This window comes from Flavobacterium microcysteis (genome assembly GCF_006385255.1).
In the GTDB taxonomy this organism is placed as follows: Bacteria; Bacteroidota; Bacteroidia; order Flavobacteriales; family Flavobacteriaceae; genus Flavobacterium; species Flavobacterium microcysteis.
In genome coordinates this window covers 38,566-64,976 of the sequence record NZ_VFJE01000056.1, presented here as the reverse complement: position 1 = coordinate 64,976, position 26,411 = coordinate 38,566, and the positions used below count along the sequence as shown (strand labels likewise).

General features: G+C 35.6%; 17 protein-coding genes. 3 read left to right on the top strand and 14 right to left on the bottom strand.

The window, feature by feature from the left end:
• Positions 1–67: 67 nt before the first annotated feature.
• Together FJA49_RS13995 and FJA49_RS13990 are read right to left on the bottom strand one after the other, a co-directional pair.
• Positions 68–517 carry a response regulator gene (locus tag FJA49_RS13995; protein ID WP_140001554.1) on the bottom strand — a complete coding sequence of 150 codons (450 nt, stop codon included), beginning with the start codon at positions 515–517 and terminating at the stop codon, positions 68–70.
• A 127-nt stretch (positions 518–644) separates the two neighbouring features.
• On the bottom strand, positions 645–2,219 hold the full coding sequence (locus FJA49_RS13990) for a L,D-transpeptidase family protein (RefSeq protein ID WP_140001553.1): 1,575 nt from the start codon (positions 2,217–2,219) through the stop codon (positions 645–647).
• A gap of 280 nt (positions 2,220–2,499) precedes the next feature.
• Between FJA49_RS13990 and lepA the strand changes: the two genes are divergently transcribed.
• Both lepA and FJA49_RS13980 read left to right on the top strand, forming a co-directional pair.
• The gene (gene lepA, locus FJA49_RS13985) at positions 2,500–4,296 is read left to right on the top strand and encodes a translation elongation factor 4 (RefSeq protein ID WP_140001552.1); all 1,797 of its coding nucleotides are present in this window, start codon (positions 2,500–2,502) and stop codon (positions 4,294–4,296) included.
• Positions 4,297–4,380: 84 nt separating this feature from the next.
• Positions 4,381–5,343 (top strand): helix-turn-helix transcriptional regulator, encoded by a 963-nt coding sequence (locus tag FJA49_RS13980; RefSeq protein WP_199758391.1) that lies wholly within the window; start codon positions 4,381–4,383, stop codon positions 5,341–5,343.
• Positions 5,344–5,345: 2 nt separating this feature from the next.
• Here FJA49_RS13980 and FJA49_RS13975 read toward each other — a convergent pair whose 3' ends face one another.
• The 3 genes from FJA49_RS13975 to FJA49_RS13965 form a co-directional block, all read right to left on the bottom strand.
• On the bottom strand, positions 5,346–5,831 hold the full coding sequence (locus tag FJA49_RS13975; protein WP_140001551.1) for a DinB family protein: 486 nt from the start codon (positions 5,829–5,831) through the stop codon (positions 5,346–5,348).
• Positions 5,832–5,990: 159 nt separating this feature from the next.
• The gene (locus FJA49_RS13970) at positions 5,991–9,641 is read right to left on the bottom strand and encodes a M1 family aminopeptidase (RefSeq protein WP_140001550.1); all 3,651 of its coding nucleotides are present in this window, start codon (positions 9,639–9,641) and stop codon (positions 5,991–5,993) included.
• Between the two features lies 1 nt (position 9,642).
• Complete coding sequence (locus FJA49_RS13965) at positions 9,643–10,518, bottom strand: ABC transporter ATP-binding protein (protein WP_140001549.1); 876 nt, start codon at positions 10,516–10,518, stop codon at positions 9,643–9,645.
• Positions 10,519–10,687: 169 nt separating this feature from the next.
• On the opposite strand from FJA49_RS13965, the gene thiL reads away from it, so the two are divergent.
• On the top strand, positions 10,688–11,734 hold the full coding sequence (gene thiL / locus FJA49_RS13960) for a thiamine-phosphate kinase (protein WP_140001548.1): 1,047 nt from the start codon (positions 10,688–10,690) through the stop codon (positions 11,732–11,734).
• Positions 11,735–12,792: 1,058 nt separating this feature from the next.
• Here the strand turns inward: thiL and FJA49_RS13955 are convergent.
• From FJA49_RS13955 to FJA49_RS13915, 9 genes are all read right to left on the bottom strand, one after another.
• Positions 12,793–13,461, bottom strand: a complete 669-nt coding sequence (locus tag FJA49_RS13955) for a response regulator (protein WP_140001547.1) — start codon at positions 13,459–13,461, stop codon at positions 12,793–12,795.
• Between the two features lie 13 nt (positions 13,462–13,474).
• Entirely contained in the window at positions 13,475–15,505 is a 2,031-nt protein-coding gene (locus FJA49_RS13950) for a tetratricopeptide repeat-containing sensor histidine kinase (RefSeq protein ID WP_233590173.1), read from the bottom strand.
• 141 nt (positions 15,506–15,646) lie between these two features.
• The gene (locus FJA49_RS13945; protein WP_140001546.1) at positions 15,647–16,300 is read right to left on the bottom strand and encodes a response regulator; all 654 of its coding nucleotides are present in this window, start codon (positions 16,298–16,300) and stop codon (positions 15,647–15,649) included.
• An 11-nt stretch (positions 16,301–16,311) separates the two neighbouring features.
• On the bottom strand, positions 16,312–18,330 hold the full coding sequence (locus FJA49_RS13940) for a tetratricopeptide repeat-containing sensor histidine kinase (protein ID WP_140001545.1): 2,019 nt from the start codon (positions 18,328–18,330) through the stop codon (positions 16,312–16,314).
• A complete protein-coding gene (locus FJA49_RS13935; protein WP_140001544.1) occupies positions 18,327–20,210 on the bottom strand; it encodes a tetratricopeptide repeat-containing sensor histidine kinase in 1,884 nt (627 codons plus the stop codon). Before FJA49_RS13935 ends, FJA49_RS13940 begins: the two co-directional genes overlap by 4 nt.
• A 152-nt stretch (positions 20,211–20,362) precedes the next feature.
• Positions 20,363–21,784, bottom strand: coding sequence for a tetratricopeptide repeat-containing sensor histidine kinase (locus tag FJA49_RS13930; protein WP_140001543.1), 1,422 nt, complete (start codon positions 21,782–21,784; stop codon positions 20,363–20,365).
• 134 nt (positions 21,785–21,918) lie between these two features.
• The gene (locus tag FJA49_RS13925; RefSeq protein ID WP_140001542.1) at positions 21,919–22,368 is read right to left on the bottom strand and encodes a hypothetical protein; all 450 of its coding nucleotides are present in this window, start codon (positions 22,366–22,368) and stop codon (positions 21,919–21,921) included.
• Positions 22,369–22,371: 3 nt separating this feature from the next.
• A complete protein-coding gene (locus tag FJA49_RS13920; RefSeq protein WP_140001541.1) occupies positions 22,372–24,390 on the bottom strand; it encodes a tetratricopeptide repeat-containing sensor histidine kinase in 2,019 nt (672 codons plus the stop codon).
• A gap of 3 nt (positions 24,391–24,393) precedes the next feature.
• The gene (locus FJA49_RS13915) at positions 24,394–26,409 is read right to left on the bottom strand and encodes a tetratricopeptide repeat-containing sensor histidine kinase (protein ID WP_140001540.1); all 2,016 of its coding nucleotides are present in this window, start codon (positions 26,407–26,409) and stop codon (positions 24,394–24,396) included.
• Positions 26,410–26,411: the final 2 nt, after the last annotated feature.

Sequence of the window (26,411 nt, the reverse complement as noted above, 5' to 3'; positions counted from 1 at the left end):
TGCGGCAAAATTACGAAATTTTGATTAATAAAACTTTAAAGCCTTATCCTTCAATAGTAGAGCAGCTTTAAACAGAAAGAAAAAAGTTTTGAAAATTGAATGCTCCTGAGCGCTCTTTCCAATTGATTTTCAGCACTTCCATAAATATTTTTTTCATATCGGAAAACTCAATTGGCTTATTGACATATAGGTTAGCACCGTTTTTATAGGTAGCTTCCTTGTCTTTTTCAGAAGAAGAAGTGGAATAGATTATAATTGGAAGATTTTTATATTCTTCTTTTTTTCGGATTTCAATAAGACAATCCAAGCCAGAAAGTATAGGCATATTTAAATCCAAAAACAGGATGTCGGGAACGACATTTTTACCATTACCTCCCAAATAGTCCAACATTTCCTTTCCTTTGGCAAAGGAAAGCACTGACTTAATTTCACTGAAATCGTCGGCTACTTCCTTAAAAAGCAGGTGCTCTTCGTGGTCATCGTCCAGAAGGGCGATGGCTAAATTTTGTTTCTTCATAGTAGGCATTATGTTGGGGCATAATTTTTGGGTCTTGTAAAATTAGAAAAAAACTCGACTCCTTCTCTATTTACCATAAAAAAAAGACCGCACTTTTAATGCGGTCCTTCAATTTTTATTGTTTTTTTTATGACTTATAAAGCAATGACGCCAATCTTGCATCTCTGTTATAAACATCATCAAAGAAACTAATCATACCGTTTTCATCTGCGAATGCTGTAAAATAGGCGATATAAACCGGGATTTTTTTCTTTAATGCATAGCTACTTTCTTTTCCGGCATGCATCGCTTTGTCTATTTTTTGAGGTGTCCACTTTTTATCATCTTCCAAAATTGCTACTGCCAAATCTCTTGCTTTTTGAACACGTACACAGCCATGGCTAAATGCTCTGCTTTCCTTATTAAAAAGACTTTTAGCCGGGCTGTCATGCAGATAGATATTATTCGAATTTGGAAACATGAATTTCACCAGTCCAAGCGAGTTTTTATCTCCGGGTTTTTGGCGGACTAATCCATTGTTCCACTCCATATTATGTTTGCTCAAATAATTTTTGTCTTTTGCCATTCCTGGCTTTATTTCTTTTTCAATGATGCTTTTCGGAATATTCCAGTAGGGACTAAAAACCAGATAACTCATTTGTCCGCTAAACACTACCGTTTTGTTCATTTCTTTCCCAACAACAACATTGGATTCCAATCTCACTTTATCGTCTTTGTAATACCTCATCCTATACGAAGGAATATTAACGGCAATATATTCACCTCCTTTGGTAAGCTCTGTAGAAATCCAACGGCAGCGCTCCATATTTACAACAATCGATTTAATCCTGTCCTGAACCGGAACATTGAGGTGTTTCACCAAATCTGGCGTAATCAGGTTGTCCATTTCACGAGAATTTCTCTTTTTGTAGGCCGTGATAGCCTGCAACAATTCATCATCGTATTGATTGCTCCCTGAATCCTTTGTTAAATCACCAGAAATAAAAAGCCTTTTTCGAACCTCAGCAATTGTTTTGGAACTATCTCCAGGCTTGAGCGACTTGATTCCGGCTTTCATCTCAATTGTTCCCCAACCGCCTTTTTCTTCTATTTCAGTATATTTTTGCAATCCCTTTTTCAGATCGTAATAAAGAGGAAGCAATTCGGAATCGTCTTTTTTCAGAAGATTCGGGTCTTTCATCAGCGTATCCAGATAAGAAACATACGACACTTTTTCACGAGGCAAATACCAACCACTTTCTTTACTTTCTTTTGGGTCCAATCCTTGTAGGACATTTTTAGCATAGAAAAAATACATGGACGAAATCAGCAATTCCGAAGATACATCCGGCCCGCTTTTTTCTTTTGACTCATAGAAAATATCACTGATTTGTTGCTTATACGGCAATTGATTCTGAACACCTTCTGATTTGATCTGATTGACCTTGTCAAACAAGGCCGCAGCAAATTCAATCTGTCCGCCACGGTCATACCATATATAATGATAATCGTGCTTTTTGTACAGTTCCTTTATCTCCGGCTCAAACTCTTTAAAATCAGGATATTTTGTAAAAAATCCGGCAACTTGAGTACTGTCAAAAGAAATGGTATTTTCTTCTTCATGCACTTCAATTCCCGAAAGATCTTTGTCTTTTTTCTTACAGGAAGCTGTCAAAAACAGACCTGTGCAACAGATAATCAGTATTGGAATTATTTTTCTCATAGGGCTATTCTTTTTATTAAATATAGAAAATTTATTTTGGGATTAAAACTTTTACCTCATTCACATTTCCCTTTTAACTCAAATTTTAGAATACGTTATTTTTCCACTGCAATAATGGCTTATTTTTCTTCAAAAATTCCACTTTTAACTTAAAAACTAAAAAACTATATTTGCCGATTAATTCCTTATCTTTAAGGAAATAAAGTGGAGAATGAAGGATAATCTTGCTCAACAGTCAAGATATAGGCTATGGCCTGAATAAAATTGATATAAAACGAAGATGAAACATATTAGGAATTTTTGCATTATTGCACATATCGATCACGGAAAAAGTACGCTTGCCGACCGTTTGCTGGGTGCGACAAGAACCGTAACTGCCCGCGAAGAAAAGGCACAATTGCTTGACAATATGGACCTTGAGCGTGAGCGAGGTATTACGATAAAAAGCCATGCGATCCAGATGGAATATCACTATAAAGGTGAAGACTATATCCTGAACCTTATCGACACTCCGGGACACGTAGACTTTTCATATGAAGTTTCCCGTTCAATTGCGGCTTGCGAAGGTGCGCTTTTGATTGTCGATGCGGCACAAAGCATCCAGGCACAGACTATTTCAAACTTATACCTGGCTTTGGAAAATGATTTGGAAATTATTCCTGTTTTGAACAAAGTTGACCTTCCAAGCGCTAATCCAGAGGAAGTAAGTGATGATATTGTTGACCTGTTAGGCTGTAAATTGGAAGAAATCATTCACGCTTCGGGAAAAACCGGATTAGGCGTAGAAGACATCCTTGCTGCAATTATTGAAAGAGTTCCACCGCCAAAAGGAGATCCTGAAGAACCTTTGCAGGCACTTATTTTTGACTCTGTCTACAATCCTTTCCGAGGTATTGAAGTAATTTTCAGGGTTATTAACGGACAAATCAAAAAAGGCCAGAAGATTAAATTTATGGCAACCGGAAATGAGTATTTTGCTGATGAAATTGGCACATTGAAACTAAATCAGGTTCCGAAACCTATGATTTCTGCCGGTGATGTTGGTTATTTGATTTCCGGAATCAAGGAAGCAAAAGAAGTAAAAGTAGGTGATACATTGACCGATGCAAAAACGCCTACAACCAATATGATTACAGGATTTGAGGATGTAAAACCGATGGTTTTTGCCGGAATTTACCCTGTTGATACCGAAGATTATGAAGATTTGAGAGCTTCGATGGAAAAATTACAGCTGAATGACGCTTCACTTGTCTTTACTCCTGAAAGTTCTGCCGCACTAGGATTTGGTTTCCGTTGCGGATTCTTAGGAATGCTACACATGGAAATTATACAAGAGCGTTTGGAACGTGAATTCGACATGACCGTAATCACTACTGTTCCTAACGTTTCTTATTTGGCTTATACTAAGAAAGAACCTGAAAAAGCCCTTGTGGTTAATAACCCTTCTGATCTTCCGGAACCTTCTAAACTGGACCGTGTTGAAGAACCGTATATCAAGGCAACCATTATTACCAAATCAGACTTTGTTGGAAACGTAATGTCACTATGTATTGAAAAGCGTGGTGTTATTACCAACCAGACGTATCTGACAACAGACCGTGTTGAACTTTCATTTGATATGCCTCTGGCTGAAATCGTATTTGATTTTTACGACCGATTGAAAACAATCTCAAAAGGATATGCTTCTTTTGACTACTCACCAATCGGAATGAGGACTTCGAAATTGGTTAAGCTTGATGTTTTATTGAATGCACAAGGTGTTGATGCACTTTCTGCTTTGATTCATGAAGACAATGCTTACAATATCGGTAAAAAAATGACCGAAAAACTACGCGAGCTGATCCCGAGACAACAGTTTGATATTCCAATCCAGGCAGCTATTGGAGCTAAAATTATTGCACGTGAGACTATCAAGGCGTTGAGAAAAGACGTTACCGCAAAATGTTATGGTGGTGATATTTCCCGTAAGAGAAAGCTGTTGGAAAAACAGAAAAAAGGTAAAAAACGCATGAGACAAGTAGGTAATGTTGAAATTCCGCAAGAAGCTTTTATGGCGGTTTTGAAACTGAACGACTAGTTTTAAAAATAGAGAAAAACCTCGATGGCGAAAGTTGTCGAGGTTTTTTGTTTTGGCGTATATTTGATCATTAGTTTTTTAATTATGATGGACGAGTCTCCAAAAAGATTTGACAGGATTGTAGCAATCCTTATTCAATTGCAGTCCAAAAAAATTGTCCGGGCGCAAGAGCTTGCCGATCGTTTTGAGGTAAGCCTAAGGACAATTTATAGGGACATCCGCACTTTGGAAGCATCTGGTGTGCCTATCTATAGCGAAGCCGGTGTTGGCTATTCGCTGCTTGATGGTTACCGTCTGCCGCCCGTTATGTTTACCCGTGAAGAAGCCAGCAGTTTTATTGCGGCCGAAAAACTCATGGAAAAATTTACAGACAAAGAGCTCCACAATCATTATACCTCTGCTGCTTTTAAATTGAAAGCTGTATTGAAAAGTTCTGACAAAGACTGGATTTCAACTATAGAAACTAATGTCTTGATGCAGCCTGCCAGAAAACTGTTTAATGAAAAAGCTCCAAATGCACTGGCCTTACTTTTTAAAAGCATTGCGGAAAAAACGCAGGTTATTTTGACTTATCTGGCTATAGAAGCTGATGACCCGACCGAAAGACTTATTGAACCTGTTGGGGTTTTTCATGAAAATGAAAATTGGTACACTTTAGGCTTTTGTCATTTACGAAACGATTACCGTCAGTTTAGGGCTGATAGGATTCATCAAATCAAACAGACAGACAAACCATTTACTATTGAGCATCCGGATCTGGAAGCTTATTTGCAAAATGATCTGCAGAAGTACAGCACTACTAAAGTTAGAATTGTAGTACCTAAAAAAATCTCGAAGTATATCGCTACGCAAAAAAAACATCACGGATTTGTTTCTCAAAAAGAAATAAATGACGGGAATGTTGAAATGACTTTTATGTCACGGGATATTGAAGAAGGTTTTTGCCGATGGTTTATGACCTATGGTGATTATGCGACGATTTTGGAACCTGAGAGATTAAAAGAACGGGTTTCAGAAATTATTTCTAAAACCCGTTCGAGACTTTAATATTATCTTTCCCAGAAGAATGGTGGTTCAATATTCAAGGCTCTTAAATAAACGTAACCTTGTCCTCTGTGGTGGATTTCATTATCGATAAAATAGAAAATATTGTCAATAATCGGGAATTCATATTGCCCGAAAAGATTGAATTTTTCGCTGAAATCTGCTACATCCAATAAACTCCAGTATTTATTGATTTCCTCAGTAGCTTCATCCCACTTGCGTAAATAATCTGCCTTTGTAGTTCCATTATCCGCATTCTCAATGTAAGGCTTTTCATCGCGCTCTACAATTCCTTTCAAAGCAGGAGAAGCGATTGCTAAAAGTTCTGAGGTCAATTGTGCGAAGGTTCTCATTCCTCCAATAGAGAATTCAAAAAATTCTTTTTCCGGGAAAGCTTCAATAACACGACGGGTTAATCCGCGGTGTCCTTGCCAATGTCTTAATAAATTTTCTTTAGTAATAATCTGCGGTGCTTGAGCTGTTGCGTTCATAATTTTTTTTGTTTTTTATTGTTACATGTCAAAGGTAAATGGGGCTAGTGACAACAGTTTGTCAGCAGTATTTTTTATTTTGTATTTTTTTTATTCTCATAAAAAAAGCCTACAGTCGGAATGGACTGCAGGCCTTGTTTTATTAGGAAATGGGCTTATTTAAAGCTTTCTCCTATTATCATCAGATTTAGTATCAATAAGCTTATTGTATGGATCAATTCCAACCTCTACCGGTTTTTCATCGACTACAATGACAAACTTATTGTCAATCTTATCAATCTTATACTTCTTGAGATAAAGTTCTTTTTCTTTGGTCTTGCCTTTTACGGTTTGTTCTCCAAATACACCCACCTCAACATAATCATTCATAGGATAAGATTCTATTGCGTGCTTATCGCCCTTACCTTTATAAGTAAGTGTTTTGCCTGCAGGATCCTTAAATATTCTGTTCCCTTTTTCATCTGAGCGGTATTTACTCACTAGCGCTTCAATCGTCACTTCATACTTGCCGTTAGGAAGTTTTTTGGAAGAGACTCCTTTTATACGGTTATCATAGAGCGTAATTGTCTCAAACATATCCTTGATCATGTATTTCAAAGAATCTGGAGTTGCTTCATTCAGATAAGACACAAATTCTATCGAATTGGTATATGGTGCTTCCTGATAAGCTACTTTCTGCAAATATTTCTTCAAAGCATTGTTCATATTCTTTTCGCCTATATAATCGCTCAAAGCATACAAGACTAAAGATCCTTTGTTATAGTGGATATACTGTTGGTTTTCGTTATACATTAACGGTTGCTCCTTCTTGCTTTCAAAAGTCCTTCCTATTAAATAGCTGTCTAATGCATCTTTTAGGAACATTCTCATCTGCGATTTTCCGTATTCATGCTCTAATACTTTCAGCGAGCTGTATTCTGACAAACTTTCAGACATAAGCGTTGCTCCCTGTACGTTGGCACCAATCACCTGATGTGCCCACCATTGGTGTGCCATTTCATGCGCCGTTATAGAAAATGGATAATCAACTGCATTTTCATCTTCATCCTTAACATGGGCGATAAAACCAACGGCTTCAGAATAAGGGATTGTATTGGCAAAAGATTGCGCAAAACCGCCACCTGTCCTTGGAAACTCAATAATTCGTGCTTGCTTGTGCTGGTATGGTCCAAAATTTTCAGTGTAATATTCCAATGATTTCTTGACTCCTTTTATCATTCGATCTATATTGTATTCGTGACCTTTTTGATAATAGATTTCAATGTTGACATCTTTCCATTTGTCTTTTTTCACTTCATATCGTGCCGATTGGTATGCATAGAAATTCAGCATTTTTTGATCCATCTTGTAATGGAAATAACTTCTGCCGTTTTCTTTCCATTGTTTCTCCAAATAACCCGGTGCAATAGCAATCTGATCGTCTGAAGTACTTACAGTCGTTTCAAAATTAACCCAGTCAGCATCATTAGAAATATACGTATTCTGTCGGGCTATGCTATCTGTCGGCTTGGCCATTCTTTCTTTTGGCTTCAATCCGTATTTTGCTCTTGTTTCATCATCCCAAAGTTCACCGCTATCTGAATATCCTATAGAAGGGAAATAGCTATTGTTGATGAATGTACCATTTTCTAAAACCGGAGAATGGCTGGTAATAAAAGTATTTGGCTTATTGTATACTTCAAATTCCATTTTTATGGAATCACCCGGTGCCAAAGGCGTTTTCAGCTTATAGATATTAAAGTGAAACACTGTATCTTTTGAAACCAACTGTGCTTCTTTGTTGAAGCTGAACTTGCTTTCGTATCCGTTATAATTCAGGAATAGCGAATCGATAGTTTCTTTTGATTTATTCTTTAAGAAATAGTAACCTTTAGCCTTGAAATCTCTGCTTTTTGGATAAATATCCATATTAACATTGATATCCGTAATTCTTGGCTGAGCATAGTGCTCGTATTTCTTATATTTCTTTTCCCATTCTACAGCCTGTTTTTCATTTTCCTTCTGAGAATAGTATGGATTTCTGATGTTATTTTCATAATAAACAGCACTTCCTATCGCTACGAAACCTACCAACGCTACTATCATTGGGATTGCCAATTTTGGAGTAAAGCGTTTTTTGGCGTTAGAAAATCTTTCTTTGATTGACATCGGGATTCCGCGTTTCCAGAATAACAATGCCACGCAAAACAAGACTATTCCTAACAAGATCCAATACAGCTTATACAGATAATAGCTGTTTAATGAATGCCCGTATCCGTTCATATCTGAATAAGCATAGCCTGTATCAGAATTAAACCTGAAGATATCCTGCTCGACTCCCAATTGCGGTAAAAACTGCAAACCAATAGAAAGAAGCATCAAGACAAAGAACCCTAACAAATAGTTCTTGAAAATCGTCTGAATGAATACGGCCATAAAAGCCCAAGCTATAAAATGGAATATTTTTATACCATACAATTCAAACATATAATGCCCAAATTCAAAATTATAATAACCATGATAGGATTGGATTAACACACCTGCTATCAAAATCAGAATCAGAAGCGTAATCTGCATTTTTACTATGGCTATAAACTTTGAGAATAGCAATACCCAGTTCGGGATTGGCGTCACATCAATCAAGTGACTCATTCTTGATGTATCTGCTCTATGGATCAATATACCGGCAAATAAGAATGTCAATACGTTAATAAAAAGTGTAAACGAACCGCCAGAAATCTCAAGCATCTGCCAGGTCACCGGATACGTATCAGTCCCGAAAATATTACCAGTAGAGATAGAAACCAGCAATAAGAAAAGAAGCCCTACAATAGCAATGACGATAAAAGCCCAGTTTCTTAAAATAAATTTCAAGTCTACATTTGACAAGCTCCAGGCTGTTTTAAAATTCTGCCAGTTTGAGAAATCAAATTTTACAACCGGAAGTTCGATTCTTGTGATTCCTCCAAAATTATTCTTGACAGCTCTTTCGCCTTTCTTACTTTTCCCAATGGTCAGTGCCGTTTGGCTAAATGAGAAATAACGATAAAGTAGACCCAGAATAACTAGAGAGATTCCTATCCAGATAAGTCTGTTATAGATGATTACACCTTCAAATGGTAATAGATTTTCGTTTTGCTCAGCAATGGTCCAGTATTTCGTATAATAGCCGGCTGCTTCCATTCCAAAAGGTTCCCATAAAGCCACGACATATCTGTTATCCGTGTCTTGTGTAAAACTGGAAAGTATTACCTGTAATAGCAACACCAGGATAACCCCGATAAATCCAACGGAAATATTTCGGGTAATCGTAACTAATGCAAAAATAAGAACACCAAAAATGAATAGGTTCGGGATGATATAGATTAGGTAAATCTGAGCATAGGCTACCGGATTAAAGGGCAACAGCAAATCATGATTCACCCACGGAAGCAACGATGCTGCAACCAAACCTAAAATAATAGTCAGCGTTATAAGAATGACAACAAACAGGGAACTTAAAAATTTCCCGGCAATGTAATCCAGTTTTGTAAAAGGATATGAGAACAATATCGTATGCATATTGAACCTGAAGTCTCTGTATACAGAAGAACCCACAATGATAGGTAGCAAGAAGTAAATCAAGACATTCATTGCGTTGATAAAACCGTTCAAAGCCGTAGGCGAATTGGCATAGGCATTAGAACTTCTCGCTGCGGTCAAATCATCAAAAACACCAAAGCTCGCAGCTGCAAAAAGGAAAGACATCCCAAAAAACAGCGCTGCGAATATATAAAACGAAGGGTTCCTGAACCATCGTTTTAATTCAAAATTAAATATCGTAGAAAACATATTATTGGTCAGATTTAAGTGCTACAAAATATACGTCTTCCAATTGCGGTGCGGCTGCGACAAACGTCTCATCCGGTTTTTCACTGCTATAAACTTTAATATTTAAAGTATTATCCTGGTTATATTTTGATGAGATCACGTTAAAATCACGCTCATAAGTATCCAATTCTTCACGGACAATCACTTTTGTCCAGATTTGCCCTTTCAGTCTTTCTTCAGCTTGTTCCGGAGTTCCTTGAGAGAGGATTTTCCCTCCGTTCAAGATAGCCATTTCGTGACATAATTCTTTTACGTCATCCACGATGTGCGTAGAAAAAATAACCGTATGGTTGGTTCCTATTTCTCTCAAAACATTTAGGAAACGATGGCGTTCTGCCGGATCCAAACCAGCCGTTGGCTCATCAACTATGATTAATTTAGGATTATTCAAAAGTAATTGTGCAATTCCGAAACGCTGCTTCATACCACCTGAATAGCCGCTCACGGATTTATTTCTTTGTTCGTAAAGATTGGTTACTTCCAAAACTTTCTTTACCAATTCTTTTCTTTCTGATTTTGAAGAAATCCCTTTTAGTCTTGCAAAATAATCCAAAAGTTTTTCTGCCGACATATTCGGATAAACACCAAATTCCTGTGGCAGGTAGCCCAAAATTTTTCTTAAAGCAATATTATCTTCCAGTACATTGATTCCATCAAATTCAATCGTTCCGGAGTCTGGTTTCTGCAAAGTAGCAATAGTTCGCATTAAAGAAGATTTTCCCGCACCATTTGGTCCTAAAAGTCCAAACATCCCGGAACCAATTTCCAGATTCAAGCTATCTAAAGCCTTAACGCCATTTTTATACGTCTTACTTAAGTTATTAATTTTAAGCTTCATAATTTGTAAATATTTTGGTTGATTATAATTGGTTAGTGGAAAGATTGCTTTTTTTGTTACACATTTCAGCAATCTATTTTTAAAAATAGGCGTTTTTAACAAATAAACTTTAAGATTTACTGACAATTTCAAACTTCGTACCTTTGCAGTTCTTATTATAGAATTTAAAATGATTGAAGATAAAAATCCACAACGAACAAGCTTGTCTGAATTAGGAGAATTCGGGCTTATAAAACATCTAACAAAACATTTCGAAATCAGCCAACCGTCTACCTTCAAAGGAATTGGAGACGATGCAGCGGTTTTGGATTTTAAAGATAAAAAGGCTGTCGTTTCAACCGATCTGCTTATTGAAGGCGTCCATTTTGATTTGGCTTATATGCCTTTAAGGCATTTGGGATATAAATCGGTTGTCGTAAATGTATCCGACATTTATGCTATGAATGCCAAGCCTACACAGATTACTGTTTCAGTAGCTGTCTCTAACCGTTTTCCTTTGGAAGCGCTTGAGGAATTATTCGACGGTATTGCTTTGGCTGCTAAAGAATATAATGTAGATGTGATTGGCGGTGACACCACTTCTTCCCAAAAAGGATTGATAATCAGCATTACTGCAATAGGTGAAGCTGATGAATCGGAATTAGTCTATAGGAATGGTGCAAAATCCAATGACCTTCTTGTCGTTACAGGCGATATTGGTTCTGCTTATATGGGATTACAGGTTTTGGAAAGAGAAAAACAAGTATTTCAGGTAAACCCGAATAGCCAACCCGATCTGGAGGCTTATACTTATATCATAGAAAGGCAGCTAAGACCGGAAGCACGAAAAGACATCAGGACCTTATTGCATGCTTTGGAAGTAAAACCAACTTCGATGATTGATATCTCTGACGGATTATCTTCAGAAATCATCCATATCTGCAAACAATCTGGGGTCGGATGTAACTTATATGAAGAGAAACTGCCATTGGATCCACAATTAATCAGTGTCTGCGAAGAATTCAACATCGACAGCACTACGGTTGCCATAAACGGAGGTGAAGACTATGAGCTTCTCTTTACGATTTCTATGGATGACTTCGATAAAATTAAAGGAAATCCAAATTTTACCGTTATTGGACATATGACTCCAGAAAGCGAAGGCATACATTTGGTTACAAGAGCCAACACAAAAATTCCTTTGAAAGCACGAGGTTGGAATGCTCTTGACAGCTAATCTGAAAAAAATGCATAAAAAAAAGCGATGGTTGGGGATCATCGCTTTTTTTATTTTTCCAATTGGATAAGCAGTTGTTTTGTAGGTTTAAGCCATTTGGGGGCTAACAAAAGGGTGGTATTACTCGTGTTTACTGCTTATGGCGTTCTTGGGTTTACTTTTAATCTCTTCAATGAAAAAACTTATACTTTATTACACTGTAAAACTACATTAGTAAGTCATTAGTTGTTTACGGTTTTCCCGCATTTGTTTTACGGTTTTCCCGTAAAAAAGAACAAACATTATTTTAAAATTCTAACGTTCAAAAGATTAATCATTTTTTCTGCCGTTCAACAAAAAATACTCATTGTCTTTCACAACAAAATTTTTCTGCTGTTTGGATGAATCTTTGGTCTTAATACTGACTATGTTCTGCCTTGTATTTTTCACATTGGTTTCACTCTTGCAACAAAGCAAAGCTGTTAAACTGGCTATTATAATTATCGTCTTAATCTTCATCTAATTCTTTCTTAATTCCTAAAAGCTAAATTATTCAACAGACACTTATGGTGTTTGCGGTTTTCCCGCATTTGTTTTACGGTTTAGCCGTAATTCAAAAACTTTAAGAGCATAAAAAAAGCGGCACTTTGGGGAGTTACCGCATTTTTATTTTTTTTGGAATCGCAAGCAGCCAATTGATTTATGTAGGTTAAGTCAATCTTGGGGGCTGACAAAAGGGTAATATCATTATTTTTTTTTGCTACTTACTTTGCTTCCGGCTCTTTAAAAAAGACGTTTTTGATTACAGTGTAAAACTAGCCATTACAGTACATAGTTGTTTGCGGTTTTCCCGCATTTGTTTTACGGTTTTCCCGTAATCCTTATTTGAGTGCAATAAAAAAGCTGCCTTTTCAGGCAGCTTTTTTTTCGAAGAAATGAAATAAAATAGGTATACCCCCTAATTTATTCTAACTCAAAATTACATTGCTAAATTACAGCTATTTAATGCAGGCTGTTTGCGGTTTTCCCGCATATATTTTACGGTAAAACCGTATCAATGGATATTACCAAACATTATTTTAGATGAATCCTCTAAGTCTGGCCTCGTTAATAAGATCTTCGTCATTTCCACCCTTAATTTTAAATAAATCTTTCAGGTTTAATTTTCTTTTTTCGACAGCAATCAAAGACAGCGGCGTATGCAAAGGAATGTTTTTGGTCTTTACTCCTCTTGACAGATGATACAATATCTGACGGTCGTATTCATCAATTAGGTTACTGTCGCTAGATTGTTGGCTTACAAACTTGACAACCGTCTGGCTATAATAGTTTTCGTTTTTTAATATCTTATCAAATGCGATGAGAAGTTCATCAAAAGTCAGGTCATTTTTGATGATAAGCCCGTTCGGGTTTATAGTCTTGATAATGTTGTTAATTTTTAATGACTCCGTGTGCATGGTTAGAAGTATCACTCGGCAGGAAGGCAAAACAGTCTTCATCAACTTAGCCAAATCCTCTCCAGAAAGAATATTCTTTTCCTGATAAGGCGGCATACTGATGTCAAAAAACGCCACATCATAGGGAATCATTGTCGGACTGGTCAGAATTTCATACGCCGATTTGCAATCGTTTGCCTGCGTGATATTGAACTCGAATTCTGCCGGGTGGTAGCCAGCAATAGTATTCTTGTATGCTTCAATAATAAACGGGTGATCGTCAACAATTAGAATGTTTAGTTTTTTTGCCATGGTGTTATGTGTGTTATTTTTGATTAGTTTCCATTGGAAACACAACCGTTATAGTGGTTCCTTTACCTATTTTTGACTTGATATCAAAAACCGCTTCGCAAGCTTTTGCTCTTGAAAGCATATTCTGAAGGCCAATACCTTTACTCTTTTTACTTACTGAGAATCCTACTCCATCATCTGTCACAGTCAATTTTAATGTTTTCTCTTGTTTTAAAATCTCAATCCTGACATTTTCGGCTTGGGCATATTTGTTTATGTTTAGTAACGCTTCCTGAAGAATTCGGTATAAATTAATTTTGATGTAGTTTTCAATCTTTTCCCATTCAATTTCCATATCAACCACAAAAGAAACTTTCGCCTGGGAAACTGTTTCCTGCTGTTCTATCAGGTTGTTTACAATTCCAATAAAATTATTGTTTAAGGCATATTTCTCACGATTAAGATCATGTGAGATTTCGCGGATGTCCTGCTCAATATTTTTAAGCTCAACGAGATAGTTATTTCTGCTAACAATGGCTTCGTCATCCTGTCTTTTATTTAAACTATCCAGATTCAGGCGAGCACCAAATAATCTTCCCAAAATACCGTCGTGAAGTTCTTGCGCAATCCTCACCTTTTCATTTGCCCTTCCTTCTTCTATCTTATTTTGCTGGTAAAGCATCAAGTTATAGATATCCTCGTTGGCTTTCTGCTGTGCTTGTTTTAGCATCAACTCTTTTGTTTTGGAACGCTGGTTTTTGATTACAAAAAGAAGAATTCCAATCATTACAACCAGCCCGAAAAAGAAAAGTATGTTTCTGTTTTGCTCTGCTAATTTGTCTTTTTGCTGAATGATTTCATCAGTTTCGTATTCTATCCTGGCAAATCTGTCTTTAGATTTTCGTTCGGCATTTTGAAGACTATCATTAATTTTTATATATTCCGCAGAATACATCAAAGATTCTTTTGGACTAACAATTCCAGCCTGCTTTAATGATGCTAAAACCGCTCTGTAGTTTTTTATTTGCTTAGAAAGATCTAGAGCCTCTTTTGCAAATTTTTGAGAAGTTAAGGAATCCTTTTTTTCGAAATAGTATTCTGACAAATGGATCTTTACATAAATTATTCCAACTCCCATATTTAAACTATCCCGTATTTTTAATGATTGATAAAATAAATCTGGTAAGCCTGAAAAATCTTTAATCTTAAATTTAGAATAAGCCAAATTATCTAATAGTATAGCATGCAGATACGATTTGTTATCTATTGATTCTATATCTTTTATAGCTTCTTTAAATTTTTCAATCGCCAATTTGTCTTTATTTTCGCGTTGATAAACGTTCCCTATATTATTCAATGAACTTATTTTTTGAAAAGGATCGTTTGCATTATTTTTAAGCCCTATATTTAATGCTTTTGTATGATATTCTAATGCTTTTTCATAATCTTTCAATTCTGTAGATACAAAACCAAGCTGATTATATGTATCATAGATTTTATTTATATCTCCTTCATCCCTTAGTACATTCAATGCCTTTATCGCAGAAAGTTCACTTCCAAAAAAATCATTTTCATAACTTTGAATAATGGCTGTATTGATATAGACACTTGCAAGATTCCCTTTATCATTTAGTTTTTGATAAATTTTTTCTGCTTTTTTATAGTATGAATAGGCACTATCCTTTTGAATTGTATTTGAATAATAATCCCCTAAATAAGAATAGGACTTAGCAATATTCACAGTATCTCGGCTACTTTTAGATTTTTCTAAAATTATTTGAACTACTTTATGATACTCCTCAAAATTATTCATATTAAAATACCTATTAGCCACTTTAAAAAGACTTAACCTATTTAAAGAATCATTATCCTGATTGATTAAAATGGCAAATGCTTTTTTGTTATACGACAGCCTATCCTCATAAGCAATAGTATCTTCATTTGCAAGAGTTAGATAAGTAGCAAGAGTATCGGATATGCTTTTTTCAGAAAATTTTTCTTTTTTCTTTGAGCATCCAAGAAGTAACAGACCAATGACGAAAAAGAGGAGGTAGTATTTTTTCAATAGTCTTAAAGTTTGTTTCCAAAAATAGTAAATCTATTGACACAAAAGATGACTGTTCTTTTGATTCCTAAAAAAAGTCTTTTATTCTCTTCCTAAAAAAATAAAACAATCTAAAAAAATGATAGATTTACAAGATTTTTCTTATACAAATTTTTGTTTTTTGGCTTCTCTAACAATATCTTCATCATTTCCTTTTTCAATACCAAAAAACTCCCTTATTCTTTGTTTTCGTTTGTCAATAGCACTTAAAGAAAGCGGTAGATGTTCCATAAGTCCTTTGCTTTTCATACCCTGTGCAAGCAAGGATATCAGTTGCATATCGATACTATCAAGATAAAAGTTACTGTTGTTAATTTTTTTTAGTGTTTCTTTCATCGTTTGGGTATAATATTTCTCACCCTGAACAACAGCATCAAAAGCAACAAGAAATTCTTTTGAAGAGAAGTCACTCTTTATAAAAATTCCATCAGGATTTGTTTTTTTATAAATCTGATAAAGCAAAAACTGTTCTGCATGTGATGTAATAACAATGACTTTGGATTGTTGTTGGTACTTTCTGATATAAGGAATAAGATCTTCACCTGAATGGATTTCTTTTTCTGAATAGCCCGGTAGTGAAAGGTCAAGAAAAATCATATCAAACTGGTCGTTCCCATGAATAAGACCGTAAGCTTCTTCGCTCGTGTAGGCACTTTTAAATTCCAATTCGTATCCATGAGTATTGAATGACAAAATACTCTTGTAACCTTCAATCATGGCAGGATGGTCATCTACTATAAGCACTAACTGTTTCATGTGATATTCTTTTATATCGGTATCTTAATCCTGACAACTGTTCCGGCACTGGAAGAAGTAATTTCACTACTACCATTCATTTCTTCTGCCCTTGATTGAATATTTCCAATCCCCAATCCGGAAGAATGGGCCTCTGCATCAAATCCGACACCATCATCCTTAATTTCAATGTGCAACAACTCACTTTCTTGCGCTATGTTTATACTTACTTCTTTCGCAGCTGCGTGTTTCTTAATGTTATGTAGACTCTCCTGCAGGATTCTGTATATATGCATTTTAACGACAGCGTTTATCGTCTCCCACTTGATGGATTTGGAAAACCAAAGGCTAATTTTTAAGGAAGCCGCATTTGCAACTTCTAAAGCTAAGGATCTTAAAAGTTCCTCATAATCTTTTTTAGGAGAAAAAGTATCATGACTTAAATCATGGGCTATATCCTTAACTTCTTTTTCTACTTCCTGGATCTGTTCTATTTGGCCAATACAATGTTTGATAGTTTCCGGATCGGTTCTGTTTTCAAGAACAAAAAGGTTGAACCGAATACTCGCTAATCTATTCATGATACCATCATGAAGCTCTTTTGCTATACGTTTTTTTTCTTTTTCACGGCCTTCGTCAAATTTCTGCTGTTGATCCAGTATGAGTTGGTAGATTTCCTCATCCGCTTTTTGCTGTGACTGTAATAAAACCAGCTCCCGTTGCTTAGATCTCTGCATCCTATAGGCATAAAAAAGCACTCCTGATAAAAACGCAGAAATAGCAATCCAGAGGATAGTCCATTTTTGTCCAATAGCCTTATCTTTTTCAAGTACAATCTCGTCAGTCTCAAACTCGATCCGAGCAAACTTATTCTGCATTTTTCTTTCTTCAAGATGAATACTGTCGCTAAGCGTTATATATTCTTCTCTATAATCCGATGCTTTTTTGTCATCAACTGCTGCTGCCTGACTCAGGGAAAACAATAAACTTTTATCTAATTTGCTTTCCCTACTAAGGTTTAGTGCCTCAACGGCATACTTTTTTGCTTTTGCCGTGTCCTTTACTTTAAAATAATATTCAGACAATCGGGTCCTTGCCAGAATAGATTCAGGATAATAACTCAGGCTATCGCTTATTTTTAATGATTTATAAAATAATGCCGGCAAATCTGAATAATCATTTGCACAGAATTTAGAATAGCCCAAATTACCCAAAAATATTGCGTAGGTAGTAGGTTTGTCAATGAACAGATCTGTTTCTTTTAAGGCTTTTTCATAATACTCTATTGCTTTTTTATAGTTTTTCTCATCCTGAAATACTGTACCTATATTATTAAACGTTCCTGCTATCGGATGAAATTCTTTGGGTAATTTATTTGAATTTGCAACCTGTAAGGCTTTGTTATGGTATTCGAGACATCTCTTATAATCTCTTTGCATGTTAGCCGTGATGGCAATTATATTATAAGCTTCATATACTTTATATTTTTCCGAGGTTCCATTTAGCTCTTCTAATGCTTTTATAGCAGAGTGCTCACTTCCGATATAGTCGTTTATTTTATTCTGTAAAATAGCGATGTTTATATAAGTCGTGGCTAAATTTATTTTTTTGTTTAGTTTCCGATATAACTTTTCTGCCTTTTTATAATACGCGAAAGAACTGTCTGCATTTCCTATTCCTCCCATATAATATTCCCCTATGTTTGAATAAGCCAGAGCCATTCTTAAACTATCTTTGCCCGCAATCGATTTCTTGAGAAGAATTCTGGAAATTTCATGAAACTTATCCATTTCATTTAGGTTGAAATACCTATTGGCAACTTCCGACAGGTTTAATCTCTGCACACTATCATTTTTCTTATCCATTATTAACCTAAAAGCTTTTTCATTATACAAAAGCCTATCCTGGTATGGGGTCGCATCTTGATATGCCAAACGCAGACAAATAGAAATACTGTCGGTTGCTTTTTCAGAAAGATCTAATTTTTTCTTAGAACATCCGGTAAGCGATATAATTCCAGTAACAAAAAAAAGAAAAACTGTTTTTTTCAAAGCCTAAAATTTTGATTTGTGTGCACTCCTGACGGCACTATTATTTTTATTACTATTTCTTTTCCTATTGCAGAATCTATTCTTAAATCAGCACTCATTTCTTTTGCCCTTATGCCTATATCCTTAAGAACCTGCCTCTTTTCAATATTTTCAACATCAAATCCACTACCATCAACCTCCATCACTAAAAGCGAAACGTTTTTATAAAAACGGATTTCAACACTTGTCCCTTTCTTGCCCATAAAGTTAAGACATTCTTGAAGTACATGATAAATTCCCAGTTTTTTTCTACTATCAAAGACATCCCAGTCTATCGTCTTGTCAATTTCCAATTCGATTTTCAAGGATGTTTTATTTCTAAACTCCTCTATTACCGATTCCAGAAACTCCTTATAGTCTCTTTTGGGAGAAAACAAATCACGACCCAGACTATGGGCTATGTCCCTAACTTCTTTTTCCACATCCTGTATCTCAGCTACCTGATTGATGCAGTGTCTGACCGTTTCCGAATCGGTTTTGTTTTCCAGGACAAGCAAGCTCCTGCGTATCCCTAACAGCCTGCTCAAGACGCCGTCATGCAGCTCCCTTGCAACACGCCTCTTTTCTTTTTCTCGGCCTTCATCAAATTTTTGATGGTACTCTGATATTAGGCGATAGATTTCTTCGTCTGCCTTCTGTCGGGACAAGAGCAGATGCAACTCTCTTTGCCTGGATTGGCGAAGGCGAAAAATATAGAAAATCAATCCTGAAAGCAAGACCGAGACAGCTATCCAAAAGACTGTCCATTTTTGGATTATGGCCTTATCTTTTTCAAGTACAATCTCATCAGTCTCAAATTCGATTCGAGCAAACTTATTCTGCATTTTTCTTTCTTCAAGATGAATACTATCGCTAAGCATTATATATTCTTTTCTATAATCCGATGCTTTTTTGTCATCGACTGCCGCTACCTGTTCAAGGGAAAACAATAAGCTTTCATCTAATTTACTTTCCCTGCTAAGGTTTAGTGCCTCAACAGCATACTTTTTTGCTTTTGTCGTGTCCTTTACTTTAAAATAGAATTCAGACAATCGAATTCTTGACAAAATTGACCCCGGATAATAACTTATGCTATCGCTTATCTTTAATGACTTATAAAATAATGCCGGTAAATCTGAATAATCGTTTGCACAGAATTTAGAATAGGCCAAATTATCCAAAAGTATTGCATAGATAGTAGGCTTATCTATAAACAAATCTGATTCTTTTAAACCTTTTTCATAATATTCTGTTGCTTTTTCAAAGTCTTTCTTCTCCTGAAATATGGTCCCGATATTGTTAAACGTCCCTGCTTTCGGATGAAATTCTTTTGGCAGTTTATTTGAATTTGCAACCTGCAAGGCTTTGTCATGATATTCGAGACATCTCTCATAATCTCTTTGTCTGAATGCAGTAATGGCAATTAAATTATATGCTTCATATATATTATATTCTTCAGAGGTTCCTTTCAGTACTTCTAATGCCTTTATAGCAGAGTGTTCACTCCTGATATAGTCGTTTATCTTGTTCTGTAAAAGGGCAATATTTATATAAGTCGAGGCTAAATTTATTTTTTTATCTAGTTTCCGATATACCTTTTCTGCTTTTTTATAATATGCGAAAGAACTGTCAGTATTTCCTATTCCTCCCATATAATATTCTCCTATGTTTGAATAGGCCAGGGCTATCCTCAAACTATCTTTGGCAACAATCGATTTCTTGAGAAGAATTCTGGAAATTTCATGAAACTTATCCATTTCATTTAGATTGAAATATCTAATGGCTACTTTAGATAGGTTCCATCTCTGCACAGCATCATTTTTTGTATCCATTATTAACCTCAAAGCTTTTTCATTATACAAAAGCCTGTCCTGATATGGGGTCGCATCTTGATATGCTAAATGCAGACAAATAGAAATACTGTCGGCTGCTTTTTCAGAAAAATCTAATTTTTTCTTAGAGCATCCGAGAAGCGATATAATTCCAGTAACACAAAAAAGAAAAATTGTTTTTTTCAGAGTCTAAAATTTTGATTTGTATTGGTTCCTGGCGGCACTGTTATTTTTATTACCATTTCTTTTCCTACAACAGCGCTTGTTATTAAATCAGCGTCCATTTCTTTTATCCTTAGGCCTATATTCTTAAGAGCTTGTCTCTTTTCAATATCTTCGGTATCGAATCTAATACCATTGACCTCAATTATTAAGAATGAAGAGTCTTTATAAAAATGGATTCCAACGCTTGTCCCTTTCTTGTCCATAAAGTTAAGACATTCTTGAAGCACATGGTAGACGCCTAGTTTTTTCCTATTATCAAAGATGTCCCAGTCTATTGTATTGTCTATTTTCAGATTCATTCCTATAATTACCGATTCTAAGAGCTCTTGATAGCCTCTTTTTGTAGAAAATGAATCACGCTCCAAACCATGGGCTATGTCCCTGACTTCTTTTTCCACATCCTGTATCTCAGCTACCTGGCTGATACAGTGCCTGACTGTTTCCAAATCGGTTTTGTTTTCCAGAACAAGCAGATTCGTACGTATATCTGACAATCTGCTCAAGACGCCGTCATGCAGTTCCCTAGCAACACGCCTCTTTTCTTTTTCACGACCTTGCTCGAATTTCAGATGACGGTCCGATATCAAGTGATAGATTTCTTGGTCTGCCTTCTGTCTTGACAAGATTAGGAGGAGTTCCCGTTGTTTGGTTTTACGGATACGGAAGACATAAAAAACCAAGCCGGAAAGTAGCACCGAAACTGCAATCCAGAACATCGTCCACTTCTGGAATACAGCCTTGTCTTTTTCAACAATCATTTCGTCCGTCTCATACCGGATCCGAGCGAATTTGTTCTTTATTTTTCTTTCCTCTAAATGAAGGCTGTCACTAAGTCTTATATATTCTTTTCTGTATACTGATGCCTTTGCAGGGTCAGCAATCGAAAGCCGACTCAAAGCACCTAATATCTCTATGTTTTTTTTAATTCTTCTTGAGTGATCTAGAGCTTCTTTTGCATTTTTTTTTGCTTTTACCGTATCTCCCTTTTCACTATAATATTCAGACAAATGTAGTTTGGTGTAAATTATACCTAAATCCAGATTCAAGCTGTCTTTAATTTTTAATGATTCATAAAATAAATCCGGAAGTTCTGAGTCGTCCTTAATTTTGGATTTACTATATGCCAGGTTATCCAACAATACGGCATATAAATTTGATCTGTTATTAACCATCGTTTTATCTTCCAGCGCCTGTCGGAATAAGACTATAGCTTCTTTATATCTTTTTTGTGCTCTATAAACATTACCTATATTATTGAGAGAATTTGCTTTATGACTACCCCACTTAACATTTTTATCTATAACCAAACTTAATGCTTTGCGATGATATTCATGAGCCTTATCATAAAATCTCTGTTCTTTTGAAACGATTCCAAGCAAGGTATAAATTTCATATAGTTTATCGTAATCCTTTGATTCTTTTAATAAATTGAGTGCTCTTACACATGATATTTCGCTCTCTAAAAAATCATTTTCGTATCCTTGAAATCTAGCAAGACTCAGGTATAAATTTCCTAAATTAACACTGTCATTTGTTTTTTTATAAAATCTTTCTGATTTGGAATAAAAAAGTATGCGCTATCCTTTCTTGTCATCATATCGGCATAATAATCTCCTAAATAATAACAAGCCTTAGCTATTGCAAGAATATCATCACTCCTTTCTGCTTTTTCTAAAACTATGCGGGTCGTCTTTTGATATTCCTCCATATTGTCCATATTGAAATACCTATTGGCAATCTTGAAGAGATTTACCCTATTCATCGAATCGTTTTCCTGATTGATAAAAACATCAAAGGCTTTTTTGTTATAAACCATTCTTTTTTGGTAAGACACGGAATCCTCATTTGCCAAAACCAAATATATCGGAATACTGTCCATCGTTTTTTCGGAATAGTCCAGCTTTTTCCTCGAACATGACAAAAGGAAAAGGACACCTAAAAAAAGAAGAACTGTTTTTTTCAAGAACTAAGAGTTTTTGTCTGTTTTCATTAGCATTGTCATCCTTAATAATGTTTTTCGATCTAAGATATTGCTTATCCTTAAATCGGCACCCATTTCTTTCGCCCTTAAGCTTATACCTTTAAGAATTTGTTCTTTTTCATAGTTTTTGATATCGAATCCAACATCTTTGACCTCCATCACTAAAAGCGAATTGTCTTTATAAAAACGGATTGTTATATCTGTCTCTTGTTTGCCTAGGGCGTGAAGGCATTCCTGAAGAATTTGGTAGATGCCCAGCTTTTTCTGGCTATCAAGAGCATTCCAGTCTATCGTCTTGTCGATTTCAAAATCTATTTTTAATGAAGCCTTATTTGCAAACTCCTCCGTTACTGACGTCAGAATCTCAGGGTAATCTCCTTTTGTAGAAAATGAATCACGGTCCAAACCATGGGCTATGTTCCTGACTTCCTTTTCCACATCCTGTATCTCAGCTACCTGATTGATGCAGTGTCTGACCGTTTCTGAATCGGTTTTGCTTTCCAGGACAAGCAGACTGCTCCGTATGTCAGAAAGCCGGCTCATGACTCCATCGTGGAGTTCTTTAGCAATACGCTTTTTTTCCTTTTTGCGACCTTCTTCGAATTTTTGATGCCGCTCTGATATCAGTCGGTAGATTTCTTCGCCAGCCTTTAGTTGGGAAAACAGCAGGTATAGTTCTCTTTGTTTGGATCTGCGAATACGAAATACATAGAAAACCAGCCCAAAAAGCAAAGTCGAGACGGCAATCCAGAACACCGTCCATTTTTGGAACACAGCCTTGTCTTTCTCAAGGATTACCTCATCCGTTTCATATCGAATCCTAGCAAACTTGTCTCTCGCTTTTTGTTCCGAAATTTGAAGGCTGTCATTTATCTTGATATATTCTTCGTTATAGATTGATGCTGTCTGCGGATCTACAATACTCAGCTGATTTAATGCGCTTAAAACATCTCTGTAACTTCTTATTTCTCTAGAAAGTTCTAAAGACTCTCTGGCAAATCTTCTAGATGTTAGAGTATCACCAATCGCAGCATAATACTCTGAAAGATGAACCTTATTGTAGACTATCCCCAAGGTTAAGCCTAAACTGTCTCTAATTTTTAATGATTTATAAAATAAATCTGGGAGCAGGGAGTAGTCTTTCAGTTTAAATTTTGAATAGGCTAAATTATTTAGCACAACAGCATGCAGGTTTGGATCAGTATATAAGCTTTTATCTTTTAATGCTGCTTGGAATTTCTCAATTGCCATTTTATCCTTATCCAAATGTTGATATGCATTCCCTATATTATTCAACACTCTTGCTTCCTCATTAAGATCTGTAAGATTGTTTTCTCTTACCAAATCCAAAGCTTTGTTGTAATTTTTTATTGCTTTTTCATAATCTTTCATTTCACTAGAAACTACACCTAAAAGATTATACGCCTGAAATATTTTTGATTTTTCAGTGGTACCTCTTAAAACATTCAATGCTTTTATTGCAGAAAGTTCGCTTCCTAAAAAATCTTTTTCATAACCTTGAACAATTGAAGTATTTATATATATTCCTGCTAAATTAATTTTATCATTTCTCTTTTGATATATTTTTTTAGCCTTTGCATAATAGAAAAACACACTGTCTTTATTTGATGTATAAATATAGTAGTCTCCAAGATAACCATATGCTTTGGCTATGCTAACAGTATCATTATGTTCTATAGCCTTTCCTAAAACTATCTGAGTAATCTTTTTATATTCTTCCCTATTGCCCATATTGAAATACCTGTTGGCTATCTTGAAGAGGTTTACCCTATTCATCGAGTCATTCTCCTGGCTGATAAAAACATCAAATGCCTTTTTGTTATATTCCAATCTTTTTTGATGGGGTACTGAATCCTGATTTGCAAGAACCAGGTAGATCGGAATGCTGTCCATTGCTTTTTCCGAATAGTTCAGTCTTTTCTTTGAGCATCCAAGAAATGTTATAAATCCGAAAATAAAAAATAGAAAAACTGTTCTTTTCAAGGACTAAAAGTTTTGGTCTGTTTTTATTAGCATTGTCATCTTTATCGATGTTTTCCCGTCTAAGATATTGCTTATTCTTAAATCGGCACCCATCCTTTTTGCCCCCAACTCTATACCCTTAAAATCCTGCTCTTTTTCCAAGCTTCTGGCATCGAATCCAATATCATTGACCTCCATCACTAAAAGCGAATTGTCTTTATAAAAACGGACCGTTACGTCGGTCTCTTGCTTACCTAGAGCACGCAGGCATTCCTGAAGAATTTGGTAAAGACCTAGTTTTTTCCGGCTATCAAGAGTATCCCAATTTACCGCCTTATCGATTTCCATATTTATTTTTAATGGAATTTTGTTTGCGAACCCTACTATTTCATATTTCAAAAGTTCCGGATAGCCTCTTTGGAGAGATTTGTCATTACGGCCTAAGCCATGAGCTATATCTCTGATTTCCCTTTCTACATCCTGTATCTCTGCCATTTGGCTGATACAGTGTCTAATTGTTTCCGAATCAGTTTTGTTTTCCAGTACAAGCAGGCTCGTGCGTATGTTAAACAGTTTGTCTACCACCTCATCCTGAAGTTCCCTTGCGATGCGCTTCTTTTCTTTTTCACGGCCTTGCTCGAATTTTCGATGGTGTTCCAACATCAGCCGGTTGATTTCTTCATCAGCCTTCTGCCTTGATATTAACAGAAAAAATGCTCTCTGCCTGAACTTGCGGAGGCGAAAAACATAAACAACCAATCCGCAAAGCAAAACCGAAACGGCAATCCAGAACACCGTCCATTTTTGGAATATTGCTTTGTCTTTTTCTAAAGTTATCTCGTCCGCTTCATATCGAATCCGTGCAAACTTCTCCCGTATTTTTTTTTCTTCGAGTCGTAGACTGTCGTTAAGCTTTATATATTCTTGCTTATACATTGCTGCCTTTAAAGGATCCACAACCGCAAGTTGTTTTAAGGAACTCAATAGCGCACTATAATTTTTTATATTTCTTGAAAACAATAATGCTTCATTCCCAAATTTTTGAGCTGTTAATGTATCTTTTTTTGCCCAATAAAATTCGGAGAGATGTATTTTAATATAAACTATGTCATTCTTAAGTTTCAGACTCTCACTAATCTTTAACGATTCATAAAATAGATCTGGGAGCTTTGAGTTATCTCTAATCTTAAGTTTTGAATAGGCCAGATTATCTAATAGTAAGGCATATAAATTTGGCCTGCCTATTATTAAACTTTTATTTTGTAACGCTTCTTTATAATTCTTAATAGCTAATCCATATTTGGCATTGCTTTGATACACATTTCCAATATTATTCAGTGAACTTTCTTTCTCATAAAATCTATTAACATCATTATTATCTGTTAAGCTTAATGCCTTTGTATGATATTCTAATGCTTTTTCATAATTTTTAAGTTCATTTGAAATGATTCCCAGAAGATTATAGGCTTCATATATCTTATGTTTTTCTTTTGTGTCCTTTAAAATATCCAATGCTTTTATAGCCGAAAGTTCGCTCCCGAAAAAATCATTTTCATATGCCTGTGCTGTAGCTATATTAATATAGACTCCTCCCAAATTAATTTTGTCATTCTTCTTCTGGTAGTTTTTTTCAGCTTTTGTGTAATACAAAAATGCACTATCTCTTCTGAGAGAATTAGTATAATAATCTCCTAAATACGAGTAGGCTTTAGTCATACTAATTGTATCATTATAATCTATCGCTTTTTTTAAAATTATATCGGTAGTCTTTTTATACTCCTCCATATTGCCCATATTGTAGTATCTATTGGCTATCTTGAAGAGGTTTATCCGATTCATCGAATCGTTTTCCTGACGGATAAAAACATCAAATGCTTTTTTGTTGTATTCCTGCCTTTTGAGGTAAGGCAAAGAATCCTCATTTGCCAGAACTAAATATATCGGAATGCTGTCTGTACCTTTTTCGGAATAATCCAGCTTTTTCTTCGAACATGACAACAGTAAAAGGACACCTAAAAAAAGGAAAACTGTTTTTTTCAAGG

What these genes read in the sequence shown, in the direction of transcription:
- FJA49_RS13995 (WP_140001554.1), bottom strand. Translation starts at nt 517, where the DNA reads ATGAAGAAACAAAATTTAGCCATCGCCCTTCTGGACGATGACCACGAA.
- FJA49_RS13990 (WP_140001553.1), bottom strand. Translation starts at nt 2,219, where the DNA reads ATGAGAAAAATAATTCCAATACTGATTATCTGTTGCACAGGTCTGTTT.
- lepA (WP_140001552.1), top strand. Translation starts at nt 2,500, where the DNA reads ATGAAACATATTAGGAATTTTTGCATTATTGCACATATCGATCACGGA.
- FJA49_RS13980 (WP_199758391.1), top strand. Translation starts at nt 4,381, where the DNA reads ATGATGGACGAGTCTCCAAAAAGATTTGACAGGATTGTAGCAATCCTT.
- FJA49_RS13975 (WP_140001551.1), bottom strand. Translation starts at nt 5,831, where the DNA reads ATGAACGCAACAGCTCAAGCACCGCAGATTATTACTAAAGAAAATTTA.
- FJA49_RS13970 (WP_140001550.1), bottom strand. Translation starts at nt 9,641, where the DNA reads ATGTTTTCTACGATATTTAATTTTGAATTAAAACGATGGTTCAGGAAC.
- FJA49_RS13965 (WP_140001549.1), bottom strand. Translation starts at nt 10,518, where the DNA reads ATGAAGCTTAAAATTAATAACTTAAGTAAGACGTATAAAAATGGCGTT.
- thiL (WP_140001548.1), top strand. Translation starts at nt 10,688, where the DNA reads ATGATTGAAGATAAAAATCCACAACGAACAAGCTTGTCTGAATTAGGA.
- FJA49_RS13955 (WP_140001547.1), bottom strand. Translation starts at nt 13,461, where the DNA reads ATGGCAAAAAAACTAAACATTCTAATTGTTGACGATCACCCGTTTATT.
- FJA49_RS13945 (WP_140001546.1), bottom strand. Translation starts at nt 16,300, where the DNA reads ATGAAACAGTTAGTGCTTATAGTAGATGACCATCCTGCCATGATTGAA.